We start from the raw sequence: 22,241 nt of genomic DNA on the forward strand, positions 1-22,241 counted from the left end.
GCGTTCAGGCGCGCTGTCACTCGCCCGCCCGCAGGGCGGCGTGCAGGTCCTGCAGGGGGCGGACCTTCAGGTCGCCGCGGATGCGGGCCTCGATGCCCATGACCGCGGCGGCGGCGCCGGGAACCGTGGTGACGCACGGGATGTCCACGCTCACCGCCGCGCTGCGGATCTCGTACCCGTCGGAACGGGCGCTCGCGCCGGAGCCCTGCGGCGTGTTCACCACCAGCGCCACGTCGCCGCCGAGGATCAGCGAGACCGCGTCCGCGCCCTCCCCCGACTCGTAGTGCTTACGGATCTGCTCGCAGGCGATGCCGTGCCGGCGCAGCACCTCGGCCGTGCCGGTGGTGGCCACGATCTCGAAGCCCAGGTCGGCCAGGCGCTTGATCGGGAAGATCATGCCGCGCTTGTCCCGGTTGGCGACCGAGACGAAGATCTTCCCGGCGGTGGGCAGCGACCCGTACGCGGCGGCCTGCGACTTGGCGAACGCCTGCCCGAAGCCGGTGTCGATGCCCATCACCTCGCCGGTGGACTTCATCTCCGGGCCGAGCAGCACGTCGATGCCCTTGCCAGACGGAGTGCGGAACCGCTTGAACGGCAGCACCGCCTCCTTGACGGCGATCGGCGCGTCGGCCGGCATGGTGCCGCCGTCGCCGGTGGGCGGCAGCATCCCCTCGGCGCGCAACTGCGCGACGGTGGCGCCGAGCGCGATCCGGGCCGCCGCCTTCGCCAGCGGCACCGCGGTGGCCTTCGAGACGAACGGTACGGTCCGGGAGGCGCGCGGGTTGGCCTCCAGCACGTAGAGCATGTCGCCCTGCAACGCGTACTGGACGTTGAGCAGACCGCGTACCCCGATGCCGCGGGCGATCTGCTCGGTGTAGTGCCGCACCTGGGCCAGGTGCGAGCCGGCCAGGGTGATCGGCGGCAGCGCGCACGACGAGTCGCCGGAGTGGATGCCGGCCTCCTCGATGTGCTCCATCACGCCGCCCAGGTAGACGTCGCCGTCGGCGTCCACGAGCGCGTCCACGTCGATCTCGATGGCGTCGTCCAGGAACCGGTCCACCAGCACCGGGCGGTCCGGTGAGATGGCGGTGGCCCGGCCGATGTAGTCGCGCAGCGTGGCGTCGTCGTACACGATCTCCATGCCGCGCCCGCCGAGCACGTACGAGGGGCGGACCAGCACCGGGTACCCGATCTCGTCGGCGATCGCCTTCGCCTCGTCGTACGAGGTGGCCATGCCGTGCGCGGGCGCGCGCAGCCCGGCCCGGGCCAGCACCGCGCCGAACGCGCCGCGCTCCTCGGCCAGGTGGATCGACTCCGGGGAGGTGCCCACGATCGGCACGCCGGCGTTCTTGAGCCGCTGCGCCAGGCCCAGCGGGGTCTGCCCGCCGAGCTGCACGATCACCCCGATGACGCCGGGGCCGCCCGCCTCCTTGCCGGAGGAGTCCTCGGCATGCCAGACCTCCAGCACGTCCTCGAACGTCAGCGGCTCGAAGTAGAGCCGGTCGGCGGTGTCGTAGTCGGTGGAGACGGTCTCCGGGTTGCAGTTGACCATGACGGTCTCGTAGTCCACGTCCCGCAACGCTTGCACCGCGTGCACACACGAGTAGTCGAACTCGATGCCCTGACCGATCCGGTTCGGCCCGGAGCCCAGGATGAGCACCTTCGGCCGCGCCGAGGGCGCCACCTCGGTCTCCGAGTCGTACGTCGAGTAGTGGTACGGCGTGGTCGCCTCGAACTCGGCCGCGCAGGTGTCCACCGTCTTGTAGACCGGCCGGACGCCGAGACGGTGCCGCAGCGTCCGGACGCCGTCCTCGGCGGCCAGCTCGGGACGCAGCGCGGCGAGCTGCCGGTCGGAGAGGCCGGCCCGCTTGGCGCGGCGCAGCAGTGCGGCGTCGAGCACCGGCGCGTCCACGATCTCGGCGCGCAGCTCGACCAGCGAGGCGATCTGGTCCAGGAACCACGGGTCCATGCCGCCGGAGGCCTCGGACACCTCGGCGATCGACGCGCCGAGGCGCAGCGCCCGCTCGACCGTGTAGAGCCGGCCGTCGTGCGGCGTGCGCAGCGCCGCGAGGGTGTTCTCCTTCGTCGCGCCCTCCGGGTCCGGAGTGGTCCAGAAACCGGATGACTTGGTCTCCATCGAGCGCATCGCCTTGTTCAGCGCCTCGGTGAAGTTGCGGCCCAGGCTCATCGCCTCGCCCACCGACTTCATCGTGGTGGTCAGCTCCGGGTCGGCGCCGGGGAACTTCTCGAACGCGAACCGGGGGATCTTCACCACCACGTAGTCGAGCGTCGGCTCGAACGCCGCGGGCGTCTTCAGCGTGATGTCGTTGGGGATCTCGTCGAGCGTGTAGCCGATGGCGAGCTTCGCGGCGATCTTCGCGATCGGGAAGCCGGTGGCCTTCGACGCCAGCGCCGAGGAACGCGACACCCGCGGGTTCATCTCGATCACGACGATCCGGCCGTCGGCCGGGTTCACCGCGAACTGGATGTTGCAGCCGCCGGTGTCCACACCGACCTCGCGCAGCACCGCGATGCCGAGGTCACGCAGCCGCTGGTACTCCCGGTCGGTGAGCGTCATCGACGGGGCGACGGTGACGCTGTCGCCGGTGTGCACGCCCATCGGGTCGACGTTCTCGATCGAGCAGACCACCACCACGTTGTCGTGGCGGTCGCGCATCAGTTCGAGCTCGTACTCCTTCCAGCCGAGCACGCTCTCCTCGATGAGCACCTCGTGCACCGGGCTGGCCGCCAGGCCGGAACCGGCGATGCGCTCCAGGTCCTCGTCGGTGTGCGCCATCCCGGAACCGAGGCCGCCCATGGTGAACGACGGCCGGATGACCACCGGCAGGCCCAGGTCGGCGACCGTCTCGCGGACCTCGTCCATCGAGTGGCAGACCCGCGACCGCGGCACCAGCGCCGACGGATCGTCCAGGCCCAGCCGTACGCCGGCCTTCGCGACGATCTCCTTGAACAGCTGCCGGTCCTCGCCCCGGTTGATCGCCTCGATGTTCGCGCCGATCAGCTCGACGCCGTACTTCTCCAGCACGCCCGCCTCGTGCAGGGCGACAGCGGTGTTCAGCGCGGTCTGCCCGCCGAGCGTCGGCAGCAGCGCGTCGGGGCGCTCCTTGGCGATGACCAGCTCGACGAACTCCGGGGTGATCGGCTCGACGTACGTGGCGTCGGCGAACTCCGGGTCCGTCATGATCGTCGCCGGGTTCGAGTTGACCAGGCTGACCCGGATCCCCTCGCTGCGCAGCACCCGGCAGGCCTGGGTGCCGGAGTAGTCGAACTCGCAGGCCTGTCCGATCACGATCGGCCCGGAGCCGATCACCAGGACGTGCTTGAGGTCGGTCCGCTTAGGCATTCTTTCCGCCTTCGATCAGTTCGGCGAAGCGGTCGAAGAGGTAGTCCGCGTCGTGCGGGCCGGCCGCCGCCTCCGGGTGGTACTGGACGGTGAAGGCGGGCACGTCCACGGCCCGCAGCCCCTCGACCACGTTGTCATTGAGGCAGACGTGTGACACCTGGACACCGCCGAACTCGGTCTGGATCACCTGATCCGGCACCACTGCGCCGTCCCCGGCACCCGGCACCTGCACCGCGAAGCCGTGGTTGTGGCTTGTCACCTCGACCTTGCCGGTGGCCCGGTCGAGCACCGGCTGGTTGATGCCGCGGTGGCCGTACCCCAGCTTGTAGGTGCCGAAGCCGAGCGCCCGGCCGAGGATCTGGCTGCCGAAGCAGATGCCGAACAGCGGGATCCGCCGGGCCAGCACCTCCCGGGCCAGCGCCACCGGGCCGTCCGCGGTCGCCGGGTCGCCCGGGCCGGGTGAGAAGAAGACCGCGTCCGCGCCGGTCGCGAGCAGGTCCTCGATCGTCGACCCGGCGGGCAGCACGTGGGTGGTGACGCCGCGGGCGGCGAGCCGGCGGGGCACGTTGCGCTTGATGCCCAGGTCCACCGCGGCCACCGTGAACCGGTGCTCGCCCTGCGCCTGCACGACGTACGGCTTGGCGGTGGTCACCTCGTCGGACAGGTTCGCGCCGACCATCTGCGGCGAGCGGCGGACCCGCTCCAGCAGGGCGGCCGGGTCGTCCTCGACGCTGGAGATGCCGACCCGCATCGCGCCGCGCTCACGCAGGTGCCGGGTCAGCGCCCGGGTGTCCACGCCGCTGATGCCGACCACGCCCTCGGCGGCGAGCCGGTCCTCCAGGCCGCCGGTGGCCCGCCAGTTGGAGCTGATCCGGGCCGGGTCGCGCACCACGTACCCGGCCACCCAGATCCGGTCGGACTCGTCGTCGGAACCGTTGACGCCGGTGTTGCCGATGTGCGGCGCGGTCTGCACCACCACCTGCCTGTGGTACGAGGGGTCGGTGAGCGTCTCCTGGTAGCCGGTCATGCCGGTGTTGAAGACCGCCTCGCCGAAGGTCTCCCCGACGCTGCCGTACGCCTCACCGTGGAACGTGCGCCCGTCCTCGAGGACAAGAATCGCAGGACGTCTCTTCACTTAACAGCCTTTCCGTCCAGGACCGTCGGCTCGCCGCGCAGGAAGGTCGCCACGATGCGACCCGGCAGCGTCATGCGGGCGTACGGGGTGTTGCGACTGCGACTGGCCAGCTCCGCCGGTTCGATGACGCGGCGGACGGCCGGGTCGACAAGGGTCAGGTTGGCCGGTACGCCGGGCGCCGGGTCGAGGCCGTGCCCGGTCAGCCCGGCGATCCGGGCCGGCGTGCGGGACATCCGCTCGGCGATCAGATCCCAGCGGGGGCCGAACACGTCGAGCGCGATCGACAGCGCCGTCTCCAGGCCGAGCATGCCCGGCCGGGCGTACGCCCACTCGCACTCCTTGTCCTCCACCGCGTGCGGCGCGTGGTCGGTGGCGATGATGTCGATCACGCCCTCGGCCAGCGCCTCCCGCAGCGCGGCGATGTCGGCGGCAGTACGCAGCGGCGGGTTGACCTTGAAGACCGGGTCGTAGCTCTCCGCCTTGGCGTCGGTCAGCAGCAGGTGGTGCGGCGTCACCTCGGCGGTGACCCGTACCCCGCGCGCCTTGGCCTGGCGCAGCACCTCGACGCTGCCGGCGGTGGAGACGTGGCAGACGTGCAGGCGGCTGCCGACGTGCTCGGCGAGCAGCACGTCCCGGGCGATGATCGCCTCCTCGGCGACGGCCGGCCAGCCGGTCAGGCCGAGGCGGGTGGACACCTCGCCCTCGTGCATCTGCGCGCCCTCGGTGAGCCGGGGCTCCTCGGCGTGCTGGGCGATCACGCCGTCGAACGCCTTGACGTACTCCAGCGCCCGGCGCATCAGCCGCGGGTCGGACACGCAGTGGCCGTCGTCGGAGAAGATCCGCACCGCGGCGGCGGAGTCGGCCATCGCGCCCAGCTCGGCCAGGCGCTCGCCGGCCAGCCCGACGGTGACCGCGCCGATCGGCTGCACGTCGACCAGGCCGGCCTCCCGGCCGAGCCGCCAGACCTGCTCGACCACGCCCGCGGTGTCGGCGACCGGCGAGGTGTTCGCCATCGCGCACACCGCCGTGTAGCCGCCGAGCGCCGCCGCCCGGGAGCCGGACTCGACCGTCTCGGCGTCCTCCCGGCCGGGCTCGCGCAGGTGAGTGTGCAGGTCGACCAGGCCGGGCAGCGCGACCAGGCCGGTCGCGTCGATGACTGTGGCGTCGTCCGCGGCGAGCCCGCGGCCCGTCCCGGCCACCACGCCGTCGCGGATGAGCAGGTCGGTCGGCTCGCCGCCGACCACACTGACGCCTGTGATGAGGTACGCGGTCACCGGTTGTTCCCTCCGAGCAGCAGGTAGAGCACGGCCATCCGCACGGAGACCCCGTTGGCGACCTGTTCGACGATGGTGGAGCGGGACGAGTCGGCCACCTCGGGCGTGATCTCCATGCCCCGGTTCATCGGTCCGGGGTGCATGACGATCGCGTGTTCGGGCAGCCGGCGCATGCGCGGCCCGTCGAGCCCGTAGCGGCGGGCGTACTCGCGGGCCGACGGGAAGTAGGAGTCACCCATCCGCTCGCGCTGCACCCGCAGCATCATCACCACGTCCACACCTGGGAGAACGGTGTCGAGGTCGTAACAGACGTCGGTGCCGGGCGCCAGGGCGGCGGCGATGTCGACCGGGATGAGCGTCGGCGGGCCGACCAGGGTGACCTTCGCGCCGAGCGTGGACAGCAGCAGCACGTTCGAGCGGGCCACCCGGGAGTGCAGCACGTCGCCGACGATCGCCACGTGCAGGCCGTCGAGCCGGCCCAGCCGGGCCCGCATCGTGTACGCGTCGAGCAGCGCCTGGGTGGGGTGCTCGTGGGTGCCGTCACCGGCGTTGACCACCGACCCGTCGACCCACTCGGCGAGCCGGTGCGGTGCGCCGGAGGCGGGGTGCCGGACGACCACCGCGTCCGCGCCCATCGCCTGGAGCGTGAGCGCGGTGTCCTTCAGGCTCTCCCCCTTGGCCACACTGGAGCCCTTGGCGGAGAAGTTGATCACGTCGGCGCTGAGCCGCTTGGCGGCCGCCTCGAACGAGATCCGGGTCCGGGTGGAGTCCTCGTAGAAGAGGTTGACCACGGTGCGCCCGCGCAGCGCGGGCAGCTTCTTGACCTCACGCCCGGCCACCGTCGCCATCTCCGCGGCGGTGTCCAGGACCAGGGTGGCGGTGCCGGCGTCCAGGTCGGCGCCGGAGAGCAGGTGCCGGATCATGCGAGCGAACCCCCGTACAACTTGACCTCGTCGGCGCCGTCGGTCTCGGCGAGGGTGACCTTGACGTTCTCGGCCAGCGCGGTGGGGATGTTCTTGCCGACGTAGTCGGCGCGGATCGGCAACTGGCGGTGGCCGCGGTCGACCAGGACCGCGAGCTGCACGGACGCCGGGCGGCCGACGTCGCTGAGCGCGTCCAGCGCGGCCCGCACAGTGCGGCCGGAGAACAGCACGTCATCGACGAGGATCACCCGCTTGCCGTCGATCCCGCCGGGCGGCAGGTCGGTCGGGCCGACCGCGCGGGTGGCGTGCCGGCGCAGGTCGTCGCGGTAGAGCGTGATGTCGAGCACGCCGACCGGGACGGTGACGTCCTCGAAGGTGCTGATCCGGGCCGCCAGGCGGTGGGCCAGCGGTACGCCCCGGGTGGGGATGCCCAGCAGCACGGTGTCGGCGGCGCCCTGGGTCTTCTCCAGGATCTGGTGGGCGATGCGGTCGACCACCCGCGACACGTCCGCTGCGGCGAGGATCACCTTCACCGAGGGTTGTCGCGGCGGCGACGAGTGGGCAGCCGGTGGGTAGGCCACGGCGGACCTCCTTCCCCGCCTCACGGGACGGGTCGTTAAAGGACGTCTGGTCTGCTCCGGCCGGCCCGCGCGGGGCCCGGACCGGGGCTTCACGCCACGTTACCAGCGGTCACCGGGCTGCCCGCCGCCGGTCCTGACCTGCTGGTCAGCCCGGAGAAATGGGGACAAGCCACACGTGGGTGCCGGACCTCGTGGACGGCAACACTTGACCACTTGTCGCAATCCCCGTACCGTCACGCTCCGTAGCGATAGCTCGGAGAACCCGAACAGCACTGGGAGTGTCCGAATGCCCTCTGAATACGCCAAGTCGCTGGGCGCCCGCCTGCGCTCCATCCGCCAGCAGCAGGGCCTGTCCCTGCAGGGGGTGGAGGAGAAGTCGAACGGGCGGTGGAAGGCCGTGGTGGTCGGCTCGTACGAGCGCGGCGACCGCGCCGTCACCGTGTCCCGCCTGGCGGAGCTGGCCGACTTCTACCGCGTTCCCGTCTCGGAGCTGCTGCCCGACGGCAGCGGGGTGCGTCACGAGCCCACCAGCAAGATCGTGCTGGACCTGGAGCGGCTCTACGACGAGGCCTCCGAGGACCTCGCGTACGTGGCCCGCTACGCGCGCGCCATCCAGCAGCAGCGCGGCGACTACAACGGCCGGGTGCTCTCGATCCGTGCCGACGACCTGCGCGCCCTCGCGATCGTCTACGACGCCTCGCCGTCGGGCCTGATCGAGCGGCTGACCGAGCACGGCGTGCTGGTCGCCGACCCGCGGGCGTTCTTCGCCTCCTGACACCCCCGTACGACGAAGGGCCCGTGCCGGTCGGCACGGGCCCTTCCGTCGTCGCTGCGCGTCAGCGCGAGGCGTACTCGGCGATCCGGCCGAGGATGCCGTTGAGGAAGCGGGGCGAGTCGTCTGTCGACATCTGCCGGGCCAGCTCGACGGCCTCGCTGATCGCCACCGCGTCGTCGATCTCGTCGACGTAGAGCAGCTCGTACACGGCGATCCGGGCCAGGTTGCGGTCGACCACCGGCATGCGCTCCAGCGTCCACCCCTCGGCGTAGCTGGCGATCGTCTCGTCGATCCGGTCGAGGTGCGCCGCCACGCCCTCGACCAGCCCGACCGCGTAGCCGAGGTGGTCGGGGCGCGGCTGCTCGATCCGTTCCAGGTAACCGGCGAGCACCTCGACCGGCGGGCGGTCCCGCAGGTCGGCCTCGAAGAGCACGTCCAGCGCCCGCTTGCGCGCCTTGCGGCGCGCCGGCATCTGCTGCTTGGGGCCCTCGGCCATCAGGCTCGGCCGAGGTAACGGCCGTCGCGGGTGTCGACCTTGATCTTCTCACCGGTGGTGATGAACAGCGGCACCTGCACTGTGGCGCCGGTCTCGACGGTGGCCGGCTTGTTGCCGCCGGTCGAGCGGTCGCCCTGCAGGCCCGGCTCGGTGTAGGTGACCTCGAGCACGACCGAGGTCGGCAGCTCGATGTACAGCGGCACGCTCTCGTGGGTGGCGACAGTCGCCTCGGCCTCGGGGAGGAGGTAGTTGGCGGCCTCGCCGACGGTGCCGCCGGGGACGGTGATCTGGTCGAACGTCTCCAGATCCATGAAGACGTAGTCCTCGCCGTCGGCGTACAGGTACTGCATGGTGCGCTTGTCCACGGTCGCGGTCTCGACCTTGGTGCCCGCGTTGAAGGTCTTGTCGACCACCTTGCCGGACAGCACGTTCTTCAGCGTGGTGCGCACGAAGGCACCACCCTTACCGGGCTTGACGTGCTGGAACTCGACGACGGCCCACAGCTCGCCGTCCAGGTTGAGTACCAGGCCGTTCTTCAGGTCGTTGGTGGTGGCCATTTCCTGCCTTGATCATCAATTGGCGGACAGACCGTCCAAGTCTACTCGCTCTGTCGAATCGGACTCGCACGCTGAGCCAGGTGGTGCAGTGCCAGCCGGTAGCCGTCCACGCCCAGGCCGCAGATCACGCCGGTCGCCACCGCGGAGACCACCGAGTGGTGCCGGAACTCCTCCCGGGCGTGGATGTTGGAGATGTGCACCTCGACCAGCGGGCCACGCAGCATGGCGCAGGCGTCCCGCACCGCGACCGAGTAGTGCGACCAGGCGGCCGGGTTCAGCACCACCGCCGCCGCCTCGTCGGCCGCCTCGTGCAGCCAGGCCAGCATCTCGTGCTCGGCGTCGGTCTGCCGGACCACCACGTCCAGGCCCAGCTCCCGGCCGTGCCGCTCGCAGTCGGCCACGAGCTGGGCGTAGCTGGTCACCCCGTACACGTCGACCTGGCGGGTGCCGAGCCGGCCCAGGTTCGGCCCGTTGAGCACGTACACCCTCACGAGCTGATCTCCGCGTACGCGGCGGCGAGCAGGTCGTCCGACGGCGCCTCCAGGATCGCCGGGCGGGCGAGCCCGTCGAGCACCACGAACCGCAACCGGCTGCCCCGGGCCTTCTTGTCCACCCGCATCGCGGCGAGCAGTTCCGGCCAGGCGTCGGCCCGGTAGCCGGTGGGCAGGTCGAGCGCGGTCAGCACCCGGCGGTGCCGCTGCGCGTCGGCCGCGTCGAGGCGACCGGCGAGCCGGGCCAGCGTGGCGGCGTAGACCAGGCCGACCGCCACGGCGTGACCGTGCCGCCAGCGGTAGCCCTCCACCTTCTCGATCGCGTGGGCGAGGGTGTGCCCGTAGTTGAGCACCTCGCGTACCCCGGATTCGCGCAGGTCTCCGGCGACCACGTCGGCCTTCACGCGCACCGCGCGCTCGACCAGTTCCCGCAGCACCGGCCCGGCCGGGTCCAGCGCGGCGGCCGGATCCCGCTCGACCAGGTCGAGGATGACCGGGTCGGCGATGAAGCCGCACTTGACCACCTCGGCCATGCCCGCCGCCAGGTCGGCCGGGGGCAGGCTGTCCAGCGTCGCCAGGTCGGCCAGCACGCCGGCCGGCGGATGGAACGCGCCGACCAGGTTCTTGCCGGCGGCGGTGTTGATGCCGGTCTTGCCGCCCACTGCGGCGTCGACCATGCCGAGCAGCGACGTGGCGACCGGCACCCAGCGCACGCCGCGCAGCCAGGTCGCGGCGACGAACCCGGCCAGGTCGGTGACCGCGCCGCCGCCCACGCCGACCACCGCGTCGGTACGGGTGAACCCGGCGTCGCCGAGCCGGTCCCAGCAGGCAGCCGCCACGTCGACGTGCTTGCCCGCCTCCGCGTCCGGCACCTCGATCAGCAGCGGCGTCACGCCGCCCTCGCGCACGCCGTCGGCGAGCCGGTCGGCGAGCGCCTTCAGCGGCGGCGCGTGCAGGAAGGCCACCCGCTCGGCGCCCGGCAGCAGCCGGGGCGGCGGGTCCAGAAGGTCACGTCCCACGAGCACGTCGTACGGCCGCTCGCCGCCGACCGGGATCCGGGTCACCTCGTCCATCGCGGGCAGCCTAGTCCAGCGCGCCGCCCTCGCGGGGCGACTGTCCACTGGCTGGGTGTTTGTCCGGCCACCTCGCGGGTAGGGCGGCCGGAATGAGTGAGACGACGGCACACGCGAATCGACCGGAGTCCGCGACGAGCATCCGGCTGCCCGCCACGATCCTCGGCGTCGGGCTCGGTGGCTTCGTCGACGGCATCGTCCTGCACCAGGTCCTCCAGTGGCACCACATGCTCAGCAGCACCGGCAGCGACCGCATCGGTGTACGCGAGTACCCGGTGGACACCGTGACCGGGTTGCAGATGAACACGCTCTGGGACGGCCTGTTCCACGTGGTCACCTGGGTGGCGGTACTGACCGGCCTGGCGCTTCTCTACTCCCGGGTCACACAATCCCGGGGCCGGCTGTGGCGCTCGCCGATGCTGTGGGGCTGGGCGCTGATCGGCTGGGGCCTGTTCAACCTGGTCGAGGGCGTCATCGACCACCACCTGCTCGGCATCCACCACGTCCGCGGCGGCCCGAACCAGCTCTGGTGGGACCTCGCCTTCCTGGCCCTCGGGGTGGTGCTGATCGCTGTGGGCTGGGCGATCCAGCGCCGGGCCCGCGCGGTGGACCTCTGCGCGCCGGAGCGCCGGTGAGCCTGGCCCACGCCGGGCACACCGACGGCGGCTTCCCGGTGACCGCGCTGATCCCGGTGGTGCTGTTCTGGGCGTACCTGGCCGCCGCGCTGCGGCTGCGCGACCCCGGCGGGCCGGGCTGGCCGCACGCCCGCACGGCGAGCTTCGGTCTGGGCGCGCTGCTGCTGGTGACCGGGCTGCTCTGGCCGGCCGGCGACTTCGTCGGGCACATGTGGCAGCACCTGCTGATCGGCATGCTCGCGCCGCTGGCGCTGGTGCTCGGCGCCCCGGTCACGCTGCTGCTGCGCACGCTGGACCGGCGTACCGGCCGGGCCCTGGTCCACCTGCTGCGGCACCGGGTCGCGCGGGTGCTCGGCCACCCGGTCACCGGTCTGCTGCTCACCGCGGGCGGGCTCTGGCTGCTCTACCTCACCCCGCTGTACCGGGCCACCCTGGACAACCCCGCCCTGCACACGCTGGTGAACCTGCACTTCCTGCTCAGCGGCTGTCTGTTCGCCTGGTCGATCGCCGGGCCGGACCCGGGACCGCACCGCCCGCGGGTACCGGTGCGGCTGGTGGTGATCGGGGTCGGGGTGGCCGCGCACGCCACCATCGCCCAGCTGCTCTACGCCGGGCTGTTCGTCGACGTGCCCGCCACCGCCGCCGAGCTGCGGGCCGGCGCCACGCTCATGTACTACCTCGGCGACCTGGCCGAGATCGCGCTGGCGCTGGCGCTGCTCGCCACCTGGCGACCCGAACCGGCCAAGCGCCGCCGGACGGCCGGGACCGTCGCCGCAAACGCCTGACCGGCCGGACCTGGCCGACGCGCCTTCTCACCCGCCCACGAAGTTCCACCCACCGACGTCATGCGCGCCGGCTGGAACGCCACGGGTGCCAAGAGGCCGAGGAGACACCCACCACGTTCCACCCACCACGTCATCAGCCGACGAGTGGAACACCACGGGTGTCATAACGCCCCGGAGACACCCACGGCGTTCCACCGAGGGAGCCGGGAGCGGTGGGGCGGGTGTCAGGGCTTGAGCAGCGCGGCGATCTCCGCGGCCAGCTCCTCCGGGTTACGGCCGTCGGTGACCACCGTCGCAGTCGCCACCTCGGCGTAGAGCGGTCGGCGCTGGTCCATCAGGTGCTTGAGCGTGGCACGCGGGTTCAGCGCGAGCAGCGGCCGCCCGGCGCCGAGACCGACCCGCTTGACCGCGTCGGGCAGCTCCACCGACAGGTGCACCACCGTGTGGCCGATCAGCGCGGCCCGGTTCTCCTCGGCCAGGACCGCGCCGCCGCCGAGCGCGAGCACGCCCGCGTGCGACGCGAGCGCCGCCGCCACGGCGGCCCGTTCGAGGGTACGGAAGTGCTCCTCCCCCTCGTCCACGAAGATCTCCGGGATGGGCTTGCCGGCGAGGTTCTCGATGTCGGCGTCGGTGTCCCGGAAGTCGACACCGAGCGCCTCGGCGAGCGCCGTGCCGACTGTGGTCTTGCCGGAGCCGGGCGCACCGACCAGCACGCAGACCGGCCGGGTACTCACTTGATCACCAGGCTGTCGAGGTAACCGGTCAGGTTGCGGCGCATCTCGGCGACCGAGTCGCCGCCGAACTTCTCCACCGCCGCCTCGGCCAGCACGAGCGCGACCATCGCCTCAGCCACCACCGCCGCCGCCGGCACCGCGCACACGTCGGAGCGCTGGTTGATCGCGGTGGTCGGCTCGCCGGTGGTCACGTCGATCGTCGCGAGGGCCCGGTTCAGCGACGAGATGGGCTTCATGGCCGCCTTCACCCGCAGCGGCTCACCCGTGGTGATGCCGCCCTCCAGGCCACCGGCCCGGTCGGTGATCCGCCGCACGCCGGTGGCGGTGGGCACGATCTCGTCGTGCGCCTCCGAGCCGCGCGAGCGGGCCTGCTGCCAGCCGTCGCCGATCTCCACGCCCTTGATCGCCTGGATCGACATGAGCGCGGTGGCGAGGCGGGCGTCGAGCTTGCGGTCCCACTGGACGTGGCTGCCCAGGCCCGGCGGCACCCCGTACGCGAGCACCTCGACCACGCCACCGAGCGTGTCGGCGGCCTTCTTCGCGGCGTCGACCTCGGCGACCATCCGGGCGCTGGCCTCGGCGTCGAGGCAGCGCAGCGGGTCGGCGTCGATGCGGGCGGCGTCCTCCGGCGTGGGCCGCAGGCCCGGCTTGACCGCCACCGGGCCCAGCTCGACCACGTGGGAGACGATCTCGACGCCGAGCGCCTGGCGGACGAGCGCCTTGGCGACGGTGCCCACCGCGACCCGGGCGGCGGTCTCCCGGGCGCTGGCGCGCTCCAGGATCGGCCGGGCGTCGGTGTGCCCGTACTTCTGCATTCCGGCCAGGTCGGCGTGCCCCGGGCGGGGACGGGTCAGGGGCGCGTTGCGGGCCTGGCTCGCCAGCTCCTCCGGGTCGACCGGGTCGGCGGCCATCACGGTGCGCCACTTGGGCCACTCGGAGTTGCCGACCCGGATCGCTACCGGGCTGCCGAGCGTCACCCCGTGCCGGAGCCCGCCGATGATCTCGACCTCGTCCTGCTCGAACGACATCCGGGCACCCCGGCCGTAGCCGAGCCGGCGCCGGGCCAGCTCGCCGGAGATCTCCCCGGTGGTCACCTCGATGCCGGCGGGTACGCCCTCCAGCATCGCGACGAGGGCGGGTCCGTGCGATTCACCTGCAGTCAGCCAGCGCAACACGACGGTCAGTGTGTCACGCCCGGTGGTCACCGGCGTACGCCGCCCGCCGCATCCCGCCCACCGGACAGGCCACCTCCGCGCGCCGGTCCGCCGCCCGGCGGGTGAGGTGTTAACAGGGGACCCTTCCTCGACCGGAGGCGTCAAGAAGGGGCCCTTCCTTACACCGGCAGCGCGGCGCGCATCGCGGCGCGTGGGGCGGTGACGCCGGTGAACTGCTCGAACTGGCCGAACGCCTGGGCCAGCAGCAGGTCAAGCCCGGAGACCACCCGGCACCCGGCAGTCAGCGCCGCCGCCGCGAGCGGCGTGGGCCACGGGTCGTAGACCACGTCGAAGAAGACCGACTCCGGCCGCCAGTCGAAGTTGTCGGCCAGCGCGTCGGCGACGCCCTTCGGCACCGTGGAGATCACCACGTCGGCGCGGGCGTGCGCCGGTGCGCCGTCCCACTCGGCCCCGGCCAGCGGCACCCCGGCCGCTTCGGCGACCGGGCGCAGCTCGTCGACCGCCTCCGGGCGGCGGGCCACCACAGTCACCTCGGCCGCCCTGATCCGGGCCGCCGCCGCGATGGCCGCCCGCGCGGTGCCACCCGCGCCGAGCACGGTGACCACCGCCCCGGCCACGCAGCCGGCACCCGTGAGCACCTCGACCATGCCTGTCACGTCGGTGTTGTCGGCGTACCAGGTGCCGTCGGGCCGGCGTACCAGCGTGTTGGCGGCGCCGACGGCGGCGGCGACCGGCGAGACCTCGTCGGCCAGCGCGAGCGCCGCCTCCTTGCCCGGCATGGTCACCGACAGCCCGGCCCACTCGGGGCCGAGGCCCGCGACCAGGCCGGGCAGCTCGTCGGCGCCGGCTTCGATCCGGGTGTACGACCAGCCGGTCAGCCCAGCCGCCGCGTACCCGGCGGTGTGGATCACCGGGGAGAGCGAGTGGGCGATCGGCCTGCCGACCACCGCGGCGCGGCGGGGATCGGCCATCAGATGATCCCGGCCTCCTTGGCCTTCTGCTCGTTGCGCTTCTGCTCGGCGTAGGTCTCGGCGAACGCGGAGCGGCCGTCCTTGCTGATCGCCACGAAGTAGAGCCACTTGCCGTCCGGCGGGCTCAGCGCGCCCTCCAGCGCCTCCTTGCCGGGGTTGTTGATCGGCGAGGGGACCAGCCCGCGCAGCTTGCGGTTGTACGGGTTCTTCGGGTTGTCCAGCTCGGCGGCGGTCATGTCCTTGGACGCCTTGGTCTTCTGCCCGGTCAGCTCCAGGTAGTAGTTGACGGTGACGTCCATCTCCAGGCAGTTGCAGGGGAACTCGCCGTAGACCCGGTTGTACGCGACCCGGGCGACCTTGCCCAGGTCGACCTTGTTGCCGGCCTCGGCCTGCGCGAGCGAGGCGACGATCAGCGCCTCGTACGGGGTGATGCCGCCGCGTTCCTTCTGCACCTTCTCGGCGTACTGCATGCCGGAGGTGACGGTGAGGAAGTTGTCCACCATCAGCTTGAGCACCGTCTCGGCGGTGGCCTTCGGCGGGATCTCGTAGGTGTCCGGGAACAGGAAGCCCTCGATCGACGGGCTGACCTTCTTGCCGTCGGAGCGCTTGAACCACCAGTCCGGTACGCCGAGCGCCTCCGGGTCCTTCGCCGCGGCCTCGAAGTCCTTGACCGGGATGTCGGTCTTCTCGGAGAGCCGCTTGTAGACCGTCTTCGCGGTGAGGCCCTCGGGGATGGTGATCCCGTTGACGATCTTGTTCTTGAGGTCCAGCATCGCCGCGACCGCCGCGTCGCCGCTCATCTGCTTGCGCAGCTTGTACGTGCCGGGCTGGATGTTCTTGCTGCGCGAGTTCTCCTCGGCAGCCTCGATGAACGCCTTGGTGCTCTTCACCACGTCGGCGGCGACGAGCGCGTCGGCCATGTCGGCGATCAGCGCGCCCTGCTTGATCTCGACGGTCACCTCACCGGTGCCGGAGCCGTCGTAGTCGGGCGTGACGAAGTAGTTCTGGACCCGGTCGAAGCCGTAGAAGGCACCGCCGCCGATGCCGCCGAGCAGGACCAGCGCGAGCGCGAGGGCGAGCAGGGTCTTGCCCCGGCCGCCGCCGGACTTGCCCTGGCGTCGGCGTACCGCGCCGCGCCGGTGCCGGCCCTTCTCCCCCCTGTCCTGCTCGTCGAAGCCCAGATCAAGGTCGTCGATCATTGCGTCCGCCTCCGCTGTGCGTCCAGCCAGCTCTGCAGAATCTCCACTGCGGCGGCCTGGTCGACCACCGCTCGTTGGCGCTTTCCCCGGACGCCCCGTTCGGCCAGCCTACGACTCGCGACGACGGTAGACATCCTCTCGTCCGTCAGCGTCACCGGAATCGGCCTCATTACATCAGCCAATCGGCTGGCATATGCTGATACGTTCGCCGCCGCGGGGCCGTGCTTTCCGGCCAGGTTGACCGGCAGCCCGACCACGATCCCCACCGCCTCGTGCTCGGCGGCGAGCCGGACCAGCTCGGCCATGTCGCCGGGCACCGCGTCCGGTTCGGCGGTCAGGTCACGGGCCAGCGTCACCAGGGGCGTGGCGAGGATGCCGTGCGGATCACAGCGGGCCACCCCCACCCGGACCTGGCCGACGTCGACGCCCAGCCGGACGCCACGGGACAGCTCGCTCACAAGCGGACACCTCCCCGCCGGTACGGGCCAGGGCGGACCGGGTGGTCCGCCCTGGCGTAGATCCGTTCGCTCATGCCGTGCCGGCTGGGCATGCCCTCACGGCCCTCGCTTCGCTCGGTGCGTTCGCTCATGCCGTGCCGGCGACCGCCCGCTCGACGGTGACCAGCAGGTTCGGCGCCTCCGTCGCGGGCAGGCCGCCGCCCTGGGCCAGGTCGTCGCTGCCGCCGCCCCGGCCGGAGAACGCAGCCTTCACCAGGTCCTTCGCGCTCAGGTTCCGCCCCCGGGCGGCCTGGTTGACGGCCACCACGAGCGACGCCTTGCCGTTGGCCCGGGCGGCCACCGCGACCACCGCCGGGCGGGCCGCGTCGATCCGGCCCCGGATCTCCTGGGCGAGGGTCCGCACGTCGTTCGCGGCCGCGCCCTCCGGCGCCTCGGTGCCGACGTACGCGACGCCGCGCACGTCCTTCGCCTGTGCCGCCAGGGCACCGGCCCCGCCGAGCACGAGCTGGGCGCGCAGCTTCTCCAGTTCCTTCTCCGCGTCGCGCAGCTGGGTCACGGTCTGCTCCACCCGGTCGGCGACCTGCTCGCCGGGCACCCGGAACAGCTCGGCCAGCCGGGACACCAGCAGGTGCTCGCGGGCCAGGAAGCCGAACGCGTCCATGCCGACGAGCGCCTCGATCCGGCGTACCCCGGAACCGACGGACGCCTCGGAGAGGATCTTCACCAGGCCGAGCTGGGCGGAACGGGCCACGTGCGTGCCACCGCACAGCTCGCGGGCGTAGTCGCCGACCTCGACGACCCGGACCCGCTCGCCGTACTTCTCACCGAACAGGGCCATCGCCCCGATCCGGCGGGCCTCCTCCTGGCTGGTGACGAACGCGTGCACCTCCAGGTCGGCCAGCAGCACCTCGTTCACCTGCTGCTCGACGTCGTGCAGCACGCTCGGCGCCACACCAGTCGGGGTGTTGAAGTCGAACCGCAGCCGGCCCGGCGCGTTGAGCGAACCCGCCTGGGTCGCCGACTCGCCGAGGAAGTTGCGCATCGTCTGGTGCACCAGGTGCGTGGCGGTGTGCGAGCGGGAGATCGCCCGGCGGCGGGACACGTCGATCTCGGCGTACCCGGTCTCCCCGGAACGCACCTCGCCGCGCACCACCTTCGCCCGGTGCACGATCAGGCCGGGCACCGGCTGCTGCACGTCGAAGACCTCGACCTGGCCGCCGCCCACGGTGATGAGCCCCTGGTCTGGCTGCTGGCCGCCACCCTCGGCGTAGAACGGGGTGGTGTCGAGCACCAGTTCGATCGTGTCGCCCTCGACCGCCGCGGAGATCGCGGCGCCGCCGGACAGCAGCGCGCGGACCCGCGACTCGCGGCTCAGCTCGGTGTAGCCGGTGAACTCCACCGGACCGCCACCGTCGAGCACCGACCGGTACGCCGACACGTCGGTGTGCCCGGTCTTGCGCGCCTGCGCGTCGGCCTTGGCCCGGCTGCGCTGGTCGGCCATCAGCCGGCGGAAGCCCTCCGCGTCGACCTGCAGCCCCTGCTCGGCGGCGATCTCCAGGGTCAGGTCGATCGGGAATCCGTACGTGTCGTGCAGCTGGAACGCCTTGTCACCGGAGAGCGCGGCCTTGCCGGCCGACTTGGTCTCGGCGATGGCGGTGTCCAGGATCGTGGTACCGGCGCGCAGCGTGGCCAGGAACGCGTCCTCCTCGGCGTACGCGTACTGGGAGATCCGGCCGAAGTCCTCGGCCAGCTCCGGGTACGACGGCGCCATGCAGTCGCGGGCCACCGGCAGCAGCTCCGGCAGCGCCCGGTCGGAGTAGCCGAGCAGCCGCACCGCCCGGATCGCCCGGCGCATGATCCGCCGCAGCACGTAGCCCCGGCCCTCGTTCGACGGGGTCACCCCGTCGCCGATGAGCATCAGCGAGGTGCGCACGTGGTCGGCGATGACCCGCAGCCGTACGTCGTCCGGGTGCGACTCGTTCGCCGCGTGACCGGAGTGCACGCCGTAGCGCTTGCCGGTCAGCTCGGCGGCCTTGTCCAGGATCGGCTTGACCTCGTCGATCTCGTAGAGGTTGTCCACGCCCTGGAGCAGCGAGGCCATCCGCTCCAGGCCCATGCCGGTGTCGATGTTCTTCGCCGGCAGGTCACCGAGGATCGGGAAGTCCTCCTTGCCGGTGCCCGGACCGCGCTCGAACTGCATGAAGACGAGGTTCCAGAACTCCAGGTAACGGTCCTCGTCGACCTCGGGGCCGCCCTCGCGGCCGTAGGCCGGGCCGCGGTCGTAGTACAGCTCGGAGCAGGGGCCGCACGGGCCGGGGATGCCCATCGACCAGAAGTTGTCGGCCTTGCCGCGGCGCACGATCCGCTCGGCCGGCACGCCGGTGGCCCGCCAGATGTCGTACGCCTCGTCGTCGTCCAGGTAGACGGTGGCCCAGATCCGCTCCGGGTCCAGTCCGAAGCCGCCCGCCTCGACCGGCTTGGTGGCCAGGTCCCAGGCGAGCGGGATCGCCCCGGACTTGAAGTAGTCACCGAAGGAGAAGTTGCCGTTCATCTGGAAGAACGTGCCGTGCCGGCTGGTCTTGCCGACCTCGTCGATGTCCGGCGTCCGGATACACTTCTGCACGCTCGTCGCCCGCGCGTACGGCGGGGTCTGCTGGCCCAGGAAGTAGGGCACGAACTGCACCATGCCCGCGTTGATGAACAGCAGGTTCGGGTCGCTGATGGCGGGCAGCGGAGCGGACGGCACCACGGTGTGCCCGTTCGCCTCGAAGTGGGCGAGGAACCGCCGCTTGATCTCCGCCGTCTTCATCGCTGGTGGTCCTCCGGGAAAATCTCTCGATCACCGATCCGCGGGTCCTCCCGCAGCTCGGCGAACTGGTCGTCGTACACCTCGCCGCGGGCGAAGGCCTCGTGGATCTCCTGCTCACGCTCGGCCATGCCGACCCGGACGTCGTCCACGAACGCCCGGAGCGACTCGACCAGACCGCCGGCGGACTCGGACAGCCCGCTGGCGATGCCGGCCGGGGTGTACGCCTGCGCGGTCCGGGTGGCCTTGCGCACCACCAGGACGCCCACGGCCAGCCCGATGCCCAGCCAGAACAACCGCCTCATGTTCTCATCCTTCCCGCGTACGCCGGTCGGGGTCAGCGGTTGCCGCGCTTGGCGGCGCGACGCTGCTGCTTGATGGTGTCGCGCACCTCGCGCTCGGTCTCGGCGTGCCGGCGGGCGGAGGCGGCCCGGCGCACGCCGTAGCCGAACGCCGCCACCTTGACCAGCGGGTTCGCGGCGGCGGCGGAGACCACGGTGGCCAGGTTCGCCACGTTCGCGGTGACGTTCTGCGCGTGGCTGGTCATGGTGTCCACCTTGGCGAGCTGGAGGTTCACCCCGTCCAGCGAGGTCTGCACCTGCTCCAGCGCCACGTTGACGTTCTTCACCGTGGTGTTCACGTCACCGAGCAGCGGCGCGGTGCGCTCGTTCACGTCGGTGATCATGCGGGTCGTCGCGTCCACGGTGTGCCGCAGCCGCAGGATCGGCACCGCCAGCACGAGCACCAGCATCAGGAACGCGCCGGCCGCGATCAGCGCAGCGATCTCTCCACCACTCACGCGAAAGTCCTCCTCAAGCAGTGTCCCGGAACCCGACGCCCCGGAACGCGCGACCGTACCTACCCACTTCGCGCCACGCCGACCCGGTCACCGGGCACGGACGGGCGTGCCAGCCCCAGACCCTACCGTCCGTGATGGAAGTCGGCTCACGACGGTGAGGGGGTCACCTCGCCCAGCGGGTCGTCGGTCAGCGTCGGGTACGGATCCTCACCGGTGAGTGACGGATCGGTGGTCGGTGTCGGTCCGGTGCGCTCGTCGTCGATCGCGTTGCGCACCTTCACCGACACCAACGAGCCGGTGCACGCCGCCGCTGCGGGCTCGGCGGGCGTGGACGGCGCGGGTGCCCCGTCGATCGGCGGGGGTGTGCAGGTGCGGTCGCGTACCCACAGGTCGAGCGTGAGTTCGTCCCGGCGCCAGCAGGTGTAGCTGCCAGGGACCTTCTCGTCCGGGCAACGGTCGACCTTCCAGCGCCGCCACCCGTCCCCGGCCAGCGCCGTCTCGTAGACCGCGACGGTCTCCTTCCACCCCTGTTCCGACTCGACGGACCGTTCCCGCAGGCGGCAGTCCTGCAGGCACCAGCGGCTGCCGCTGACGTTGTCCACCGTGTTGCTCTGCGCCCAGGCGGGCACCGAGAGCTCGTCGAGGGTGTCGAAGACCGGGTCGCGGCTGAGCGTCCGCATCCCGAAGTAGAGCGGCACCGCACCCAGCAGCACGAGGCTGACCAGGGCGAGGATGCCCAGCCGCAGCCGGCTGCGCTCGCGCATCTGCCGGCGTAGCTCGGACCGCGCACCACGCAGCCCGCCGGCCTCCGCGCCGCTGTCGGCCGGTCCGGGACCGCCGGGCCGTGGCCCCGCCGGCTCCCCCGGGGGTACGACCACAGCCGCCCGGGCCGCCGCCGGTGTCGCCGGGCCACCCGGTCCGGGCCGGCCCGTTTCCGATCCGGGTGGTGTCGCCCGCCCGGCGGACCGCTCGTCCGGCGCGACCGGGCGGGCCACACCCGCCGCCGCGCGGGCGGTCACCGGGGCGCCGGGCGGCACCGGGGCGTCGCCCGCCGGCCCTCGGGCGCCGGGAGCCACCGGCGGTCGGGGTCCGGCACCGGGCCGGGAGATGTCGTCGGGGCGGGCCACCCCACGGCCGTCGCCACCGGGTCCGGCCGGGCCGGCCGGTCCGCCACCGGGGCGAGCACCGCCCACCGGAATCCCGCCCGTGCGCTCGGTATCGCCACGCGGGCCAGGCCCGGCCGGGCCGGCCGGAGCACCACCGGGACGGCCACCGCCGGCCGGAATCCCGCCCGTGCGATCGAGGTCGCCACGCGGGCCAGGCTCGACCGGGCCGGCCGGTCCGCCACCGGGGCGCCCACCGACCGGAGTTCCGCCCGTGCGGTCGAGGTCACCGCGCGGGCCGGGCCCGGCCGGGGCGCCACCGGGGACGGCGGCGACACCGGGACGGGCAGCGCCGCGGGCCGGGCCGGGCCGGGTGGACGCCGGGTCGGACGGCTGAGGCCGGGCCGGGGGCATGCCCTGGCCGGACTGGTCGGGGCGGACCGCCGGTTCGGCGCGCGCCGGCACATCGGGGCCGGGCTGCCCCTGTCGCCGGGACGGCGTACCCGGTTCGGGACGCACCGGCGGCACGGCGACACCGGCCCGGCCGGCGGGGCCACCGGAACGGCCGGGCGGCTCCTCGGCGGGTGGGCCGGCCGGACGGCGGGTGACCGGCATGGCGGGGTCGGTGTGCGGCGAACGACCGGCCTGCCGCAGCCAGTCGGCGGGCCGTTCGGGCCGTTGCGGCCGCTGCTCACCGGCATCGTCACGGGCGGCCCGTCGGCCGGGCGTCTCGGCGGCGGCACCGGGGCCACCCGGCTCGTCGGACGCGGCCCGCCGGGCGCCGGGTACCTCGGGTGCGGCCCGTCGACCGCCTGCCGCGTCGGGTGCGCCGCTCCGGCCGCCGGCCGTGTCGGGCGCGGAGCCGCGGCCGGCGGGCGCGCCGCGACGGCCGGTGGGCGGCGTCGGG

21 protein-coding genes are annotated in these 22,241 nt (G+C 72.7%); 3 read left to right on the forward strand and 18 right to left on the reverse strand.

Annotated features, from left to right (window positions below; translation table 11 throughout):
* Window positions 1-16 precede the first annotated feature (16 nt).
* Genes carB through pyrR form a run of 5 tightly spaced genes read right to left on the reverse strand, consistent with a single transcriptional unit; the run spans window position 17 to window position 7,277 of the window.
* Entirely contained in the window at window positions 17-3,364 is a 3,348-nt protein-coding gene (carB, locus tag OC439_RS25980) for a carbamoyl-phosphate synthase large subunit (RefSeq protein ID WP_262015723.1), read from the reverse strand.
* Window positions 3,357-4,499, reverse strand: coding sequence for a glutamine-hydrolyzing carbamoyl-phosphate synthase small subunit (carA, locus tag OC439_RS25985; RefSeq protein ID WP_262015724.1), 1,143 nt, complete (start codon window positions 4,497-4,499; stop codon window positions 3,357-3,359). Before carA ends, carB begins: the two co-directional genes overlap by 8 nt.
* Window positions 4,496-5,773, reverse strand: a complete 1,278-nt coding sequence (locus OC439_RS25990; protein WP_262015725.1) for a dihydroorotase — start codon at window positions 5,771-5,773, stop codon at window positions 4,496-4,498. The genes carA and OC439_RS25990 overlap by 4 nt, the downstream gene beginning before the upstream one ends.
* Window positions 5,770-6,696, reverse strand: a complete 927-nt coding sequence (locus OC439_RS25995) for an aspartate carbamoyltransferase catalytic subunit (protein ID WP_262015726.1) — start codon at window positions 6,694-6,696, stop codon at window positions 5,770-5,772. The genes OC439_RS25990 and OC439_RS25995 overlap by 4 nt, the downstream gene beginning before the upstream one ends.
* A complete protein-coding gene (gene pyrR, locus OC439_RS26000) occupies window positions 6,693-7,277 on the reverse strand; it encodes a bifunctional pyr operon transcriptional regulator/uracil phosphoribosyltransferase PyrR (RefSeq protein ID WP_262015727.1) in 585 nt (194 codons plus the stop codon). The genes OC439_RS25995 and pyrR overlap by 4 nt, the downstream gene beginning before the upstream one ends.
* A gap of 286 nt (window positions 7,278-7,563) precedes the next feature.
* Between pyrR and OC439_RS26005 the strand changes: the two genes are divergently transcribed.
* Window positions 7,564-8,052, forward strand: coding sequence for a transcriptional regulator (locus OC439_RS26005; RefSeq protein ID WP_013285505.1), 489 nt, complete (start codon window positions 7,564-7,566; stop codon window positions 8,050-8,052).
* 61 nt (window positions 8,053-8,113) lie between these two features.
* Here the strand turns inward: OC439_RS26005 and nusB are convergent, their stop codons facing one another.
* The 4 genes from nusB to aroB are packed head-to-tail and all read right to left on the reverse strand — an operon-like array spanning window position 8,114 to window position 10,669.
* Complete coding sequence (nusB, locus tag OC439_RS26010; RefSeq protein WP_199733039.1) at window positions 8,114-8,524, reverse strand: transcription antitermination factor NusB; 411 nt, start codon at window positions 8,522-8,524, stop codon at window positions 8,114-8,116.
* 23 nt (window positions 8,525-8,547) lie between these two features.
* Window positions 8,548-9,105, reverse strand: a complete 558-nt coding sequence (efp, locus tag OC439_RS26015) for an elongation factor P (protein ID WP_013285503.1) — start codon at window positions 9,103-9,105, stop codon at window positions 8,548-8,550.
* Window positions 9,106-9,146: 41 nt separating this feature from the next.
* Window positions 9,147-9,596, reverse strand: a complete 450-nt coding sequence (aroQ, locus tag OC439_RS26020; protein WP_262015728.1) for a type II 3-dehydroquinate dehydratase — start codon at window positions 9,594-9,596, stop codon at window positions 9,147-9,149.
* The gene (gene aroB, locus OC439_RS26025) at window positions 9,593-10,669 is read right to left on the reverse strand and encodes a 3-dehydroquinate synthase (protein WP_262015729.1); all 1,077 of its coding nucleotides are present in this window, start codon (window positions 10,667-10,669) and stop codon (window positions 9,593-9,595) included. Before aroB ends, aroQ begins: the two co-directional genes overlap by 4 nt.
* A 92-nt stretch (window positions 10,670-10,761) precedes the next feature.
* Between aroB and OC439_RS26030 the strand changes: the two genes are divergently transcribed.
* Together OC439_RS26030 and OC439_RS26035 are read left to right on the forward strand one after the other, a co-directional pair.
* Window positions 10,762-11,304 carry a DUF2243 domain-containing protein gene (locus OC439_RS26030; protein WP_262015730.1) on the forward strand — a complete coding sequence of 181 codons (543 nt, stop codon included), beginning with the start codon at window positions 10,762-10,764 and terminating at the stop codon, window positions 11,302-11,304.
* Window positions 11,301-12,089, forward strand: a complete 789-nt coding sequence (locus OC439_RS26035; RefSeq protein WP_262015731.1) for a cytochrome c oxidase assembly protein — start codon at window positions 11,301-11,303, stop codon at window positions 12,087-12,089. The genes OC439_RS26030 and OC439_RS26035 overlap by 4 nt, the downstream gene beginning before the upstream one ends.
* Before the next feature lie 224 nt (window positions 12,090-12,313).
* On the opposite strand, the gene OC439_RS26040 is transcribed toward OC439_RS26035, so the two are convergent.
* From OC439_RS26040 to OC439_RS26080, 9 genes are all read right to left on the reverse strand, one after another.
* Window positions 12,314-12,823, reverse strand: coding sequence for a shikimate kinase (locus OC439_RS26040; protein WP_262015732.1), 510 nt, complete (start codon window positions 12,821-12,823; stop codon window positions 12,314-12,316).
* A complete protein-coding gene (gene aroC / locus OC439_RS26045) occupies window positions 12,820-13,998 on the reverse strand; it encodes a chorismate synthase (RefSeq protein WP_262015733.1) in 1,179 nt (392 codons plus the stop codon). The genes OC439_RS26040 and aroC overlap by 4 nt, the downstream gene beginning before the upstream one ends.
* A gap of 158 nt (window positions 13,999-14,156) precedes the next feature.
* Window positions 14,157-14,969: a shikimate dehydrogenase gene (locus OC439_RS26050; protein ID WP_262015734.1), complete on the reverse strand. Its 813-nt coding sequence runs from the start codon at window positions 14,967-14,969 to the stop codon at window positions 14,157-14,159.
* Window positions 14,969-16,168 (reverse strand): endolytic transglycosylase MltG, encoded by a 1,200-nt coding sequence (gene mltG / locus OC439_RS26055; RefSeq protein ID WP_262015735.1) that lies wholly within the window; start codon window positions 16,166-16,168, stop codon window positions 14,969-14,971. Before mltG ends, OC439_RS26050 begins: the two co-directional genes overlap by 1 nt.
* Window positions 16,165-16,626, reverse strand: coding sequence for a Holliday junction resolvase RuvX (gene ruvX / locus OC439_RS26060; RefSeq protein ID WP_262015736.1), 462 nt, complete (start codon window positions 16,624-16,626; stop codon window positions 16,165-16,167). The genes mltG and ruvX overlap by 4 nt, the downstream gene beginning before the upstream one ends.
* A 127-nt stretch (window positions 16,627-16,753) precedes the next feature.
* Window positions 16,754-19,435 (reverse strand): alanine--tRNA ligase, encoded by a 2,682-nt coding sequence (gene alaS, locus OC439_RS26065; protein WP_262015737.1) that lies wholly within the window; start codon window positions 19,433-19,435, stop codon window positions 16,754-16,756.
* Entirely contained in the window at window positions 19,432-19,737 is a 306-nt protein-coding gene (locus tag OC439_RS26070) for a hypothetical protein (RefSeq protein ID WP_013285491.1), read from the reverse strand. The genes alaS and OC439_RS26070 overlap by 4 nt, the downstream gene beginning before the upstream one ends.
* A 32-nt stretch (window positions 19,738-19,769) precedes the next feature.
* Window positions 19,770-20,231 carry a DUF948 domain-containing protein gene (locus OC439_RS26075; RefSeq protein ID WP_013285490.1) on the reverse strand — a complete coding sequence of 154 codons (462 nt, stop codon included), beginning with the start codon at window positions 20,229-20,231 and terminating at the stop codon, window positions 19,770-19,772.
* Between the two features lie 146 nt (window positions 20,232-20,377).
* Window positions 20,378-20,995: a hypothetical protein gene (locus tag OC439_RS26080; protein ID WP_262015741.1), complete on the reverse strand. Its 618-nt coding sequence runs from the start codon at window positions 20,993-20,995 to the stop codon at window positions 20,378-20,380.
* Window positions 20,996-22,241: the final 1,246 nt, after the last annotated feature.

This window comes from Micromonospora sp. Mcm103 (genome assembly GCF_024519755.1).
Classification (GTDB): domain Bacteria; phylum Actinomycetota; class Actinomycetes; order Mycobacteriales; family Micromonosporaceae; genus Micromonospora; species Micromonospora aurantiaca.

Bases quoted from the DNA above. Each gene is read 5' to 3' on its own strand.
- aroB (WP_262015729.1), bottom strand. From the start codon at position 10,669: ATGGACGAGGTGACCCGGATCCCGGTCGGCGGCGAGCGGCCGTACGAC.
- OC439_RS26070 (WP_013285491.1), bottom strand. From the start codon at position 19,737: ATGAGGCGGTTGTTCTGGCTGGGCATCGGGCTGGCCGTGGGCGTCCTG.
- OC439_RS25995 (WP_262015726.1), bottom strand. From the start codon at position 6,696: ATGATCCGGCACCTGCTCTCCGGCGCCGACCTGGACGCCGGCACCGCC.
- OC439_RS26080 (WP_262015741.1), bottom strand. From the start codon at position 20,995: ATGCGCGAGCGCAGCCGGCTGCGGCTGGGCATCCTCGCCCTGGTCAGC.
- OC439_RS26030 (WP_262015730.1), top strand. From the start codon at position 10,762: ATGAGTGAGACGACGGCACACGCGAATCGACCGGAGTCCGCGACGAGC.
- efp (WP_013285503.1), bottom strand. From the start codon at position 9,105: ATGGCCACCACCAACGACCTGAAGAACGGCCTGGTACTCAACCTGGAC.
- nusB (WP_199733039.1), bottom strand. From the start codon at position 8,524: ATGCCGGCGCGCCGCAAGGCGCGCAAGCGGGCGCTGGACGTGCTCTTC.
- OC439_RS26050 (WP_262015734.1), bottom strand. From the start codon at position 14,969: ATGGCCGATCCCCGCCGCGCCGCGGTGGTCGGCAGGCCGATCGCCCAC.
- mltG (WP_262015735.1), bottom strand. From the start codon at position 16,168: ATGATCGACGACCTTGATCTGGGCTTCGACGAGCAGGACAGGGGGGAG.
- carB (WP_262015723.1), bottom strand. From the start codon at position 3,364: ATGCCTAAGCGGACCGACCTCAAGCACGTCCTGGTGATCGGCTCCGGG.
- OC439_RS26005 (WP_013285505.1), top strand. From the start codon at position 7,564: ATGCCCTCTGAATACGCCAAGTCGCTGGGCGCCCGCCTGCGCTCCATC.
- alaS (WP_262015737.1), bottom strand. From the start codon at position 19,435: ATGAAGACGGCGGAGATCAAGCGGCGGTTCCTCGCCCACTTCGAGGCG.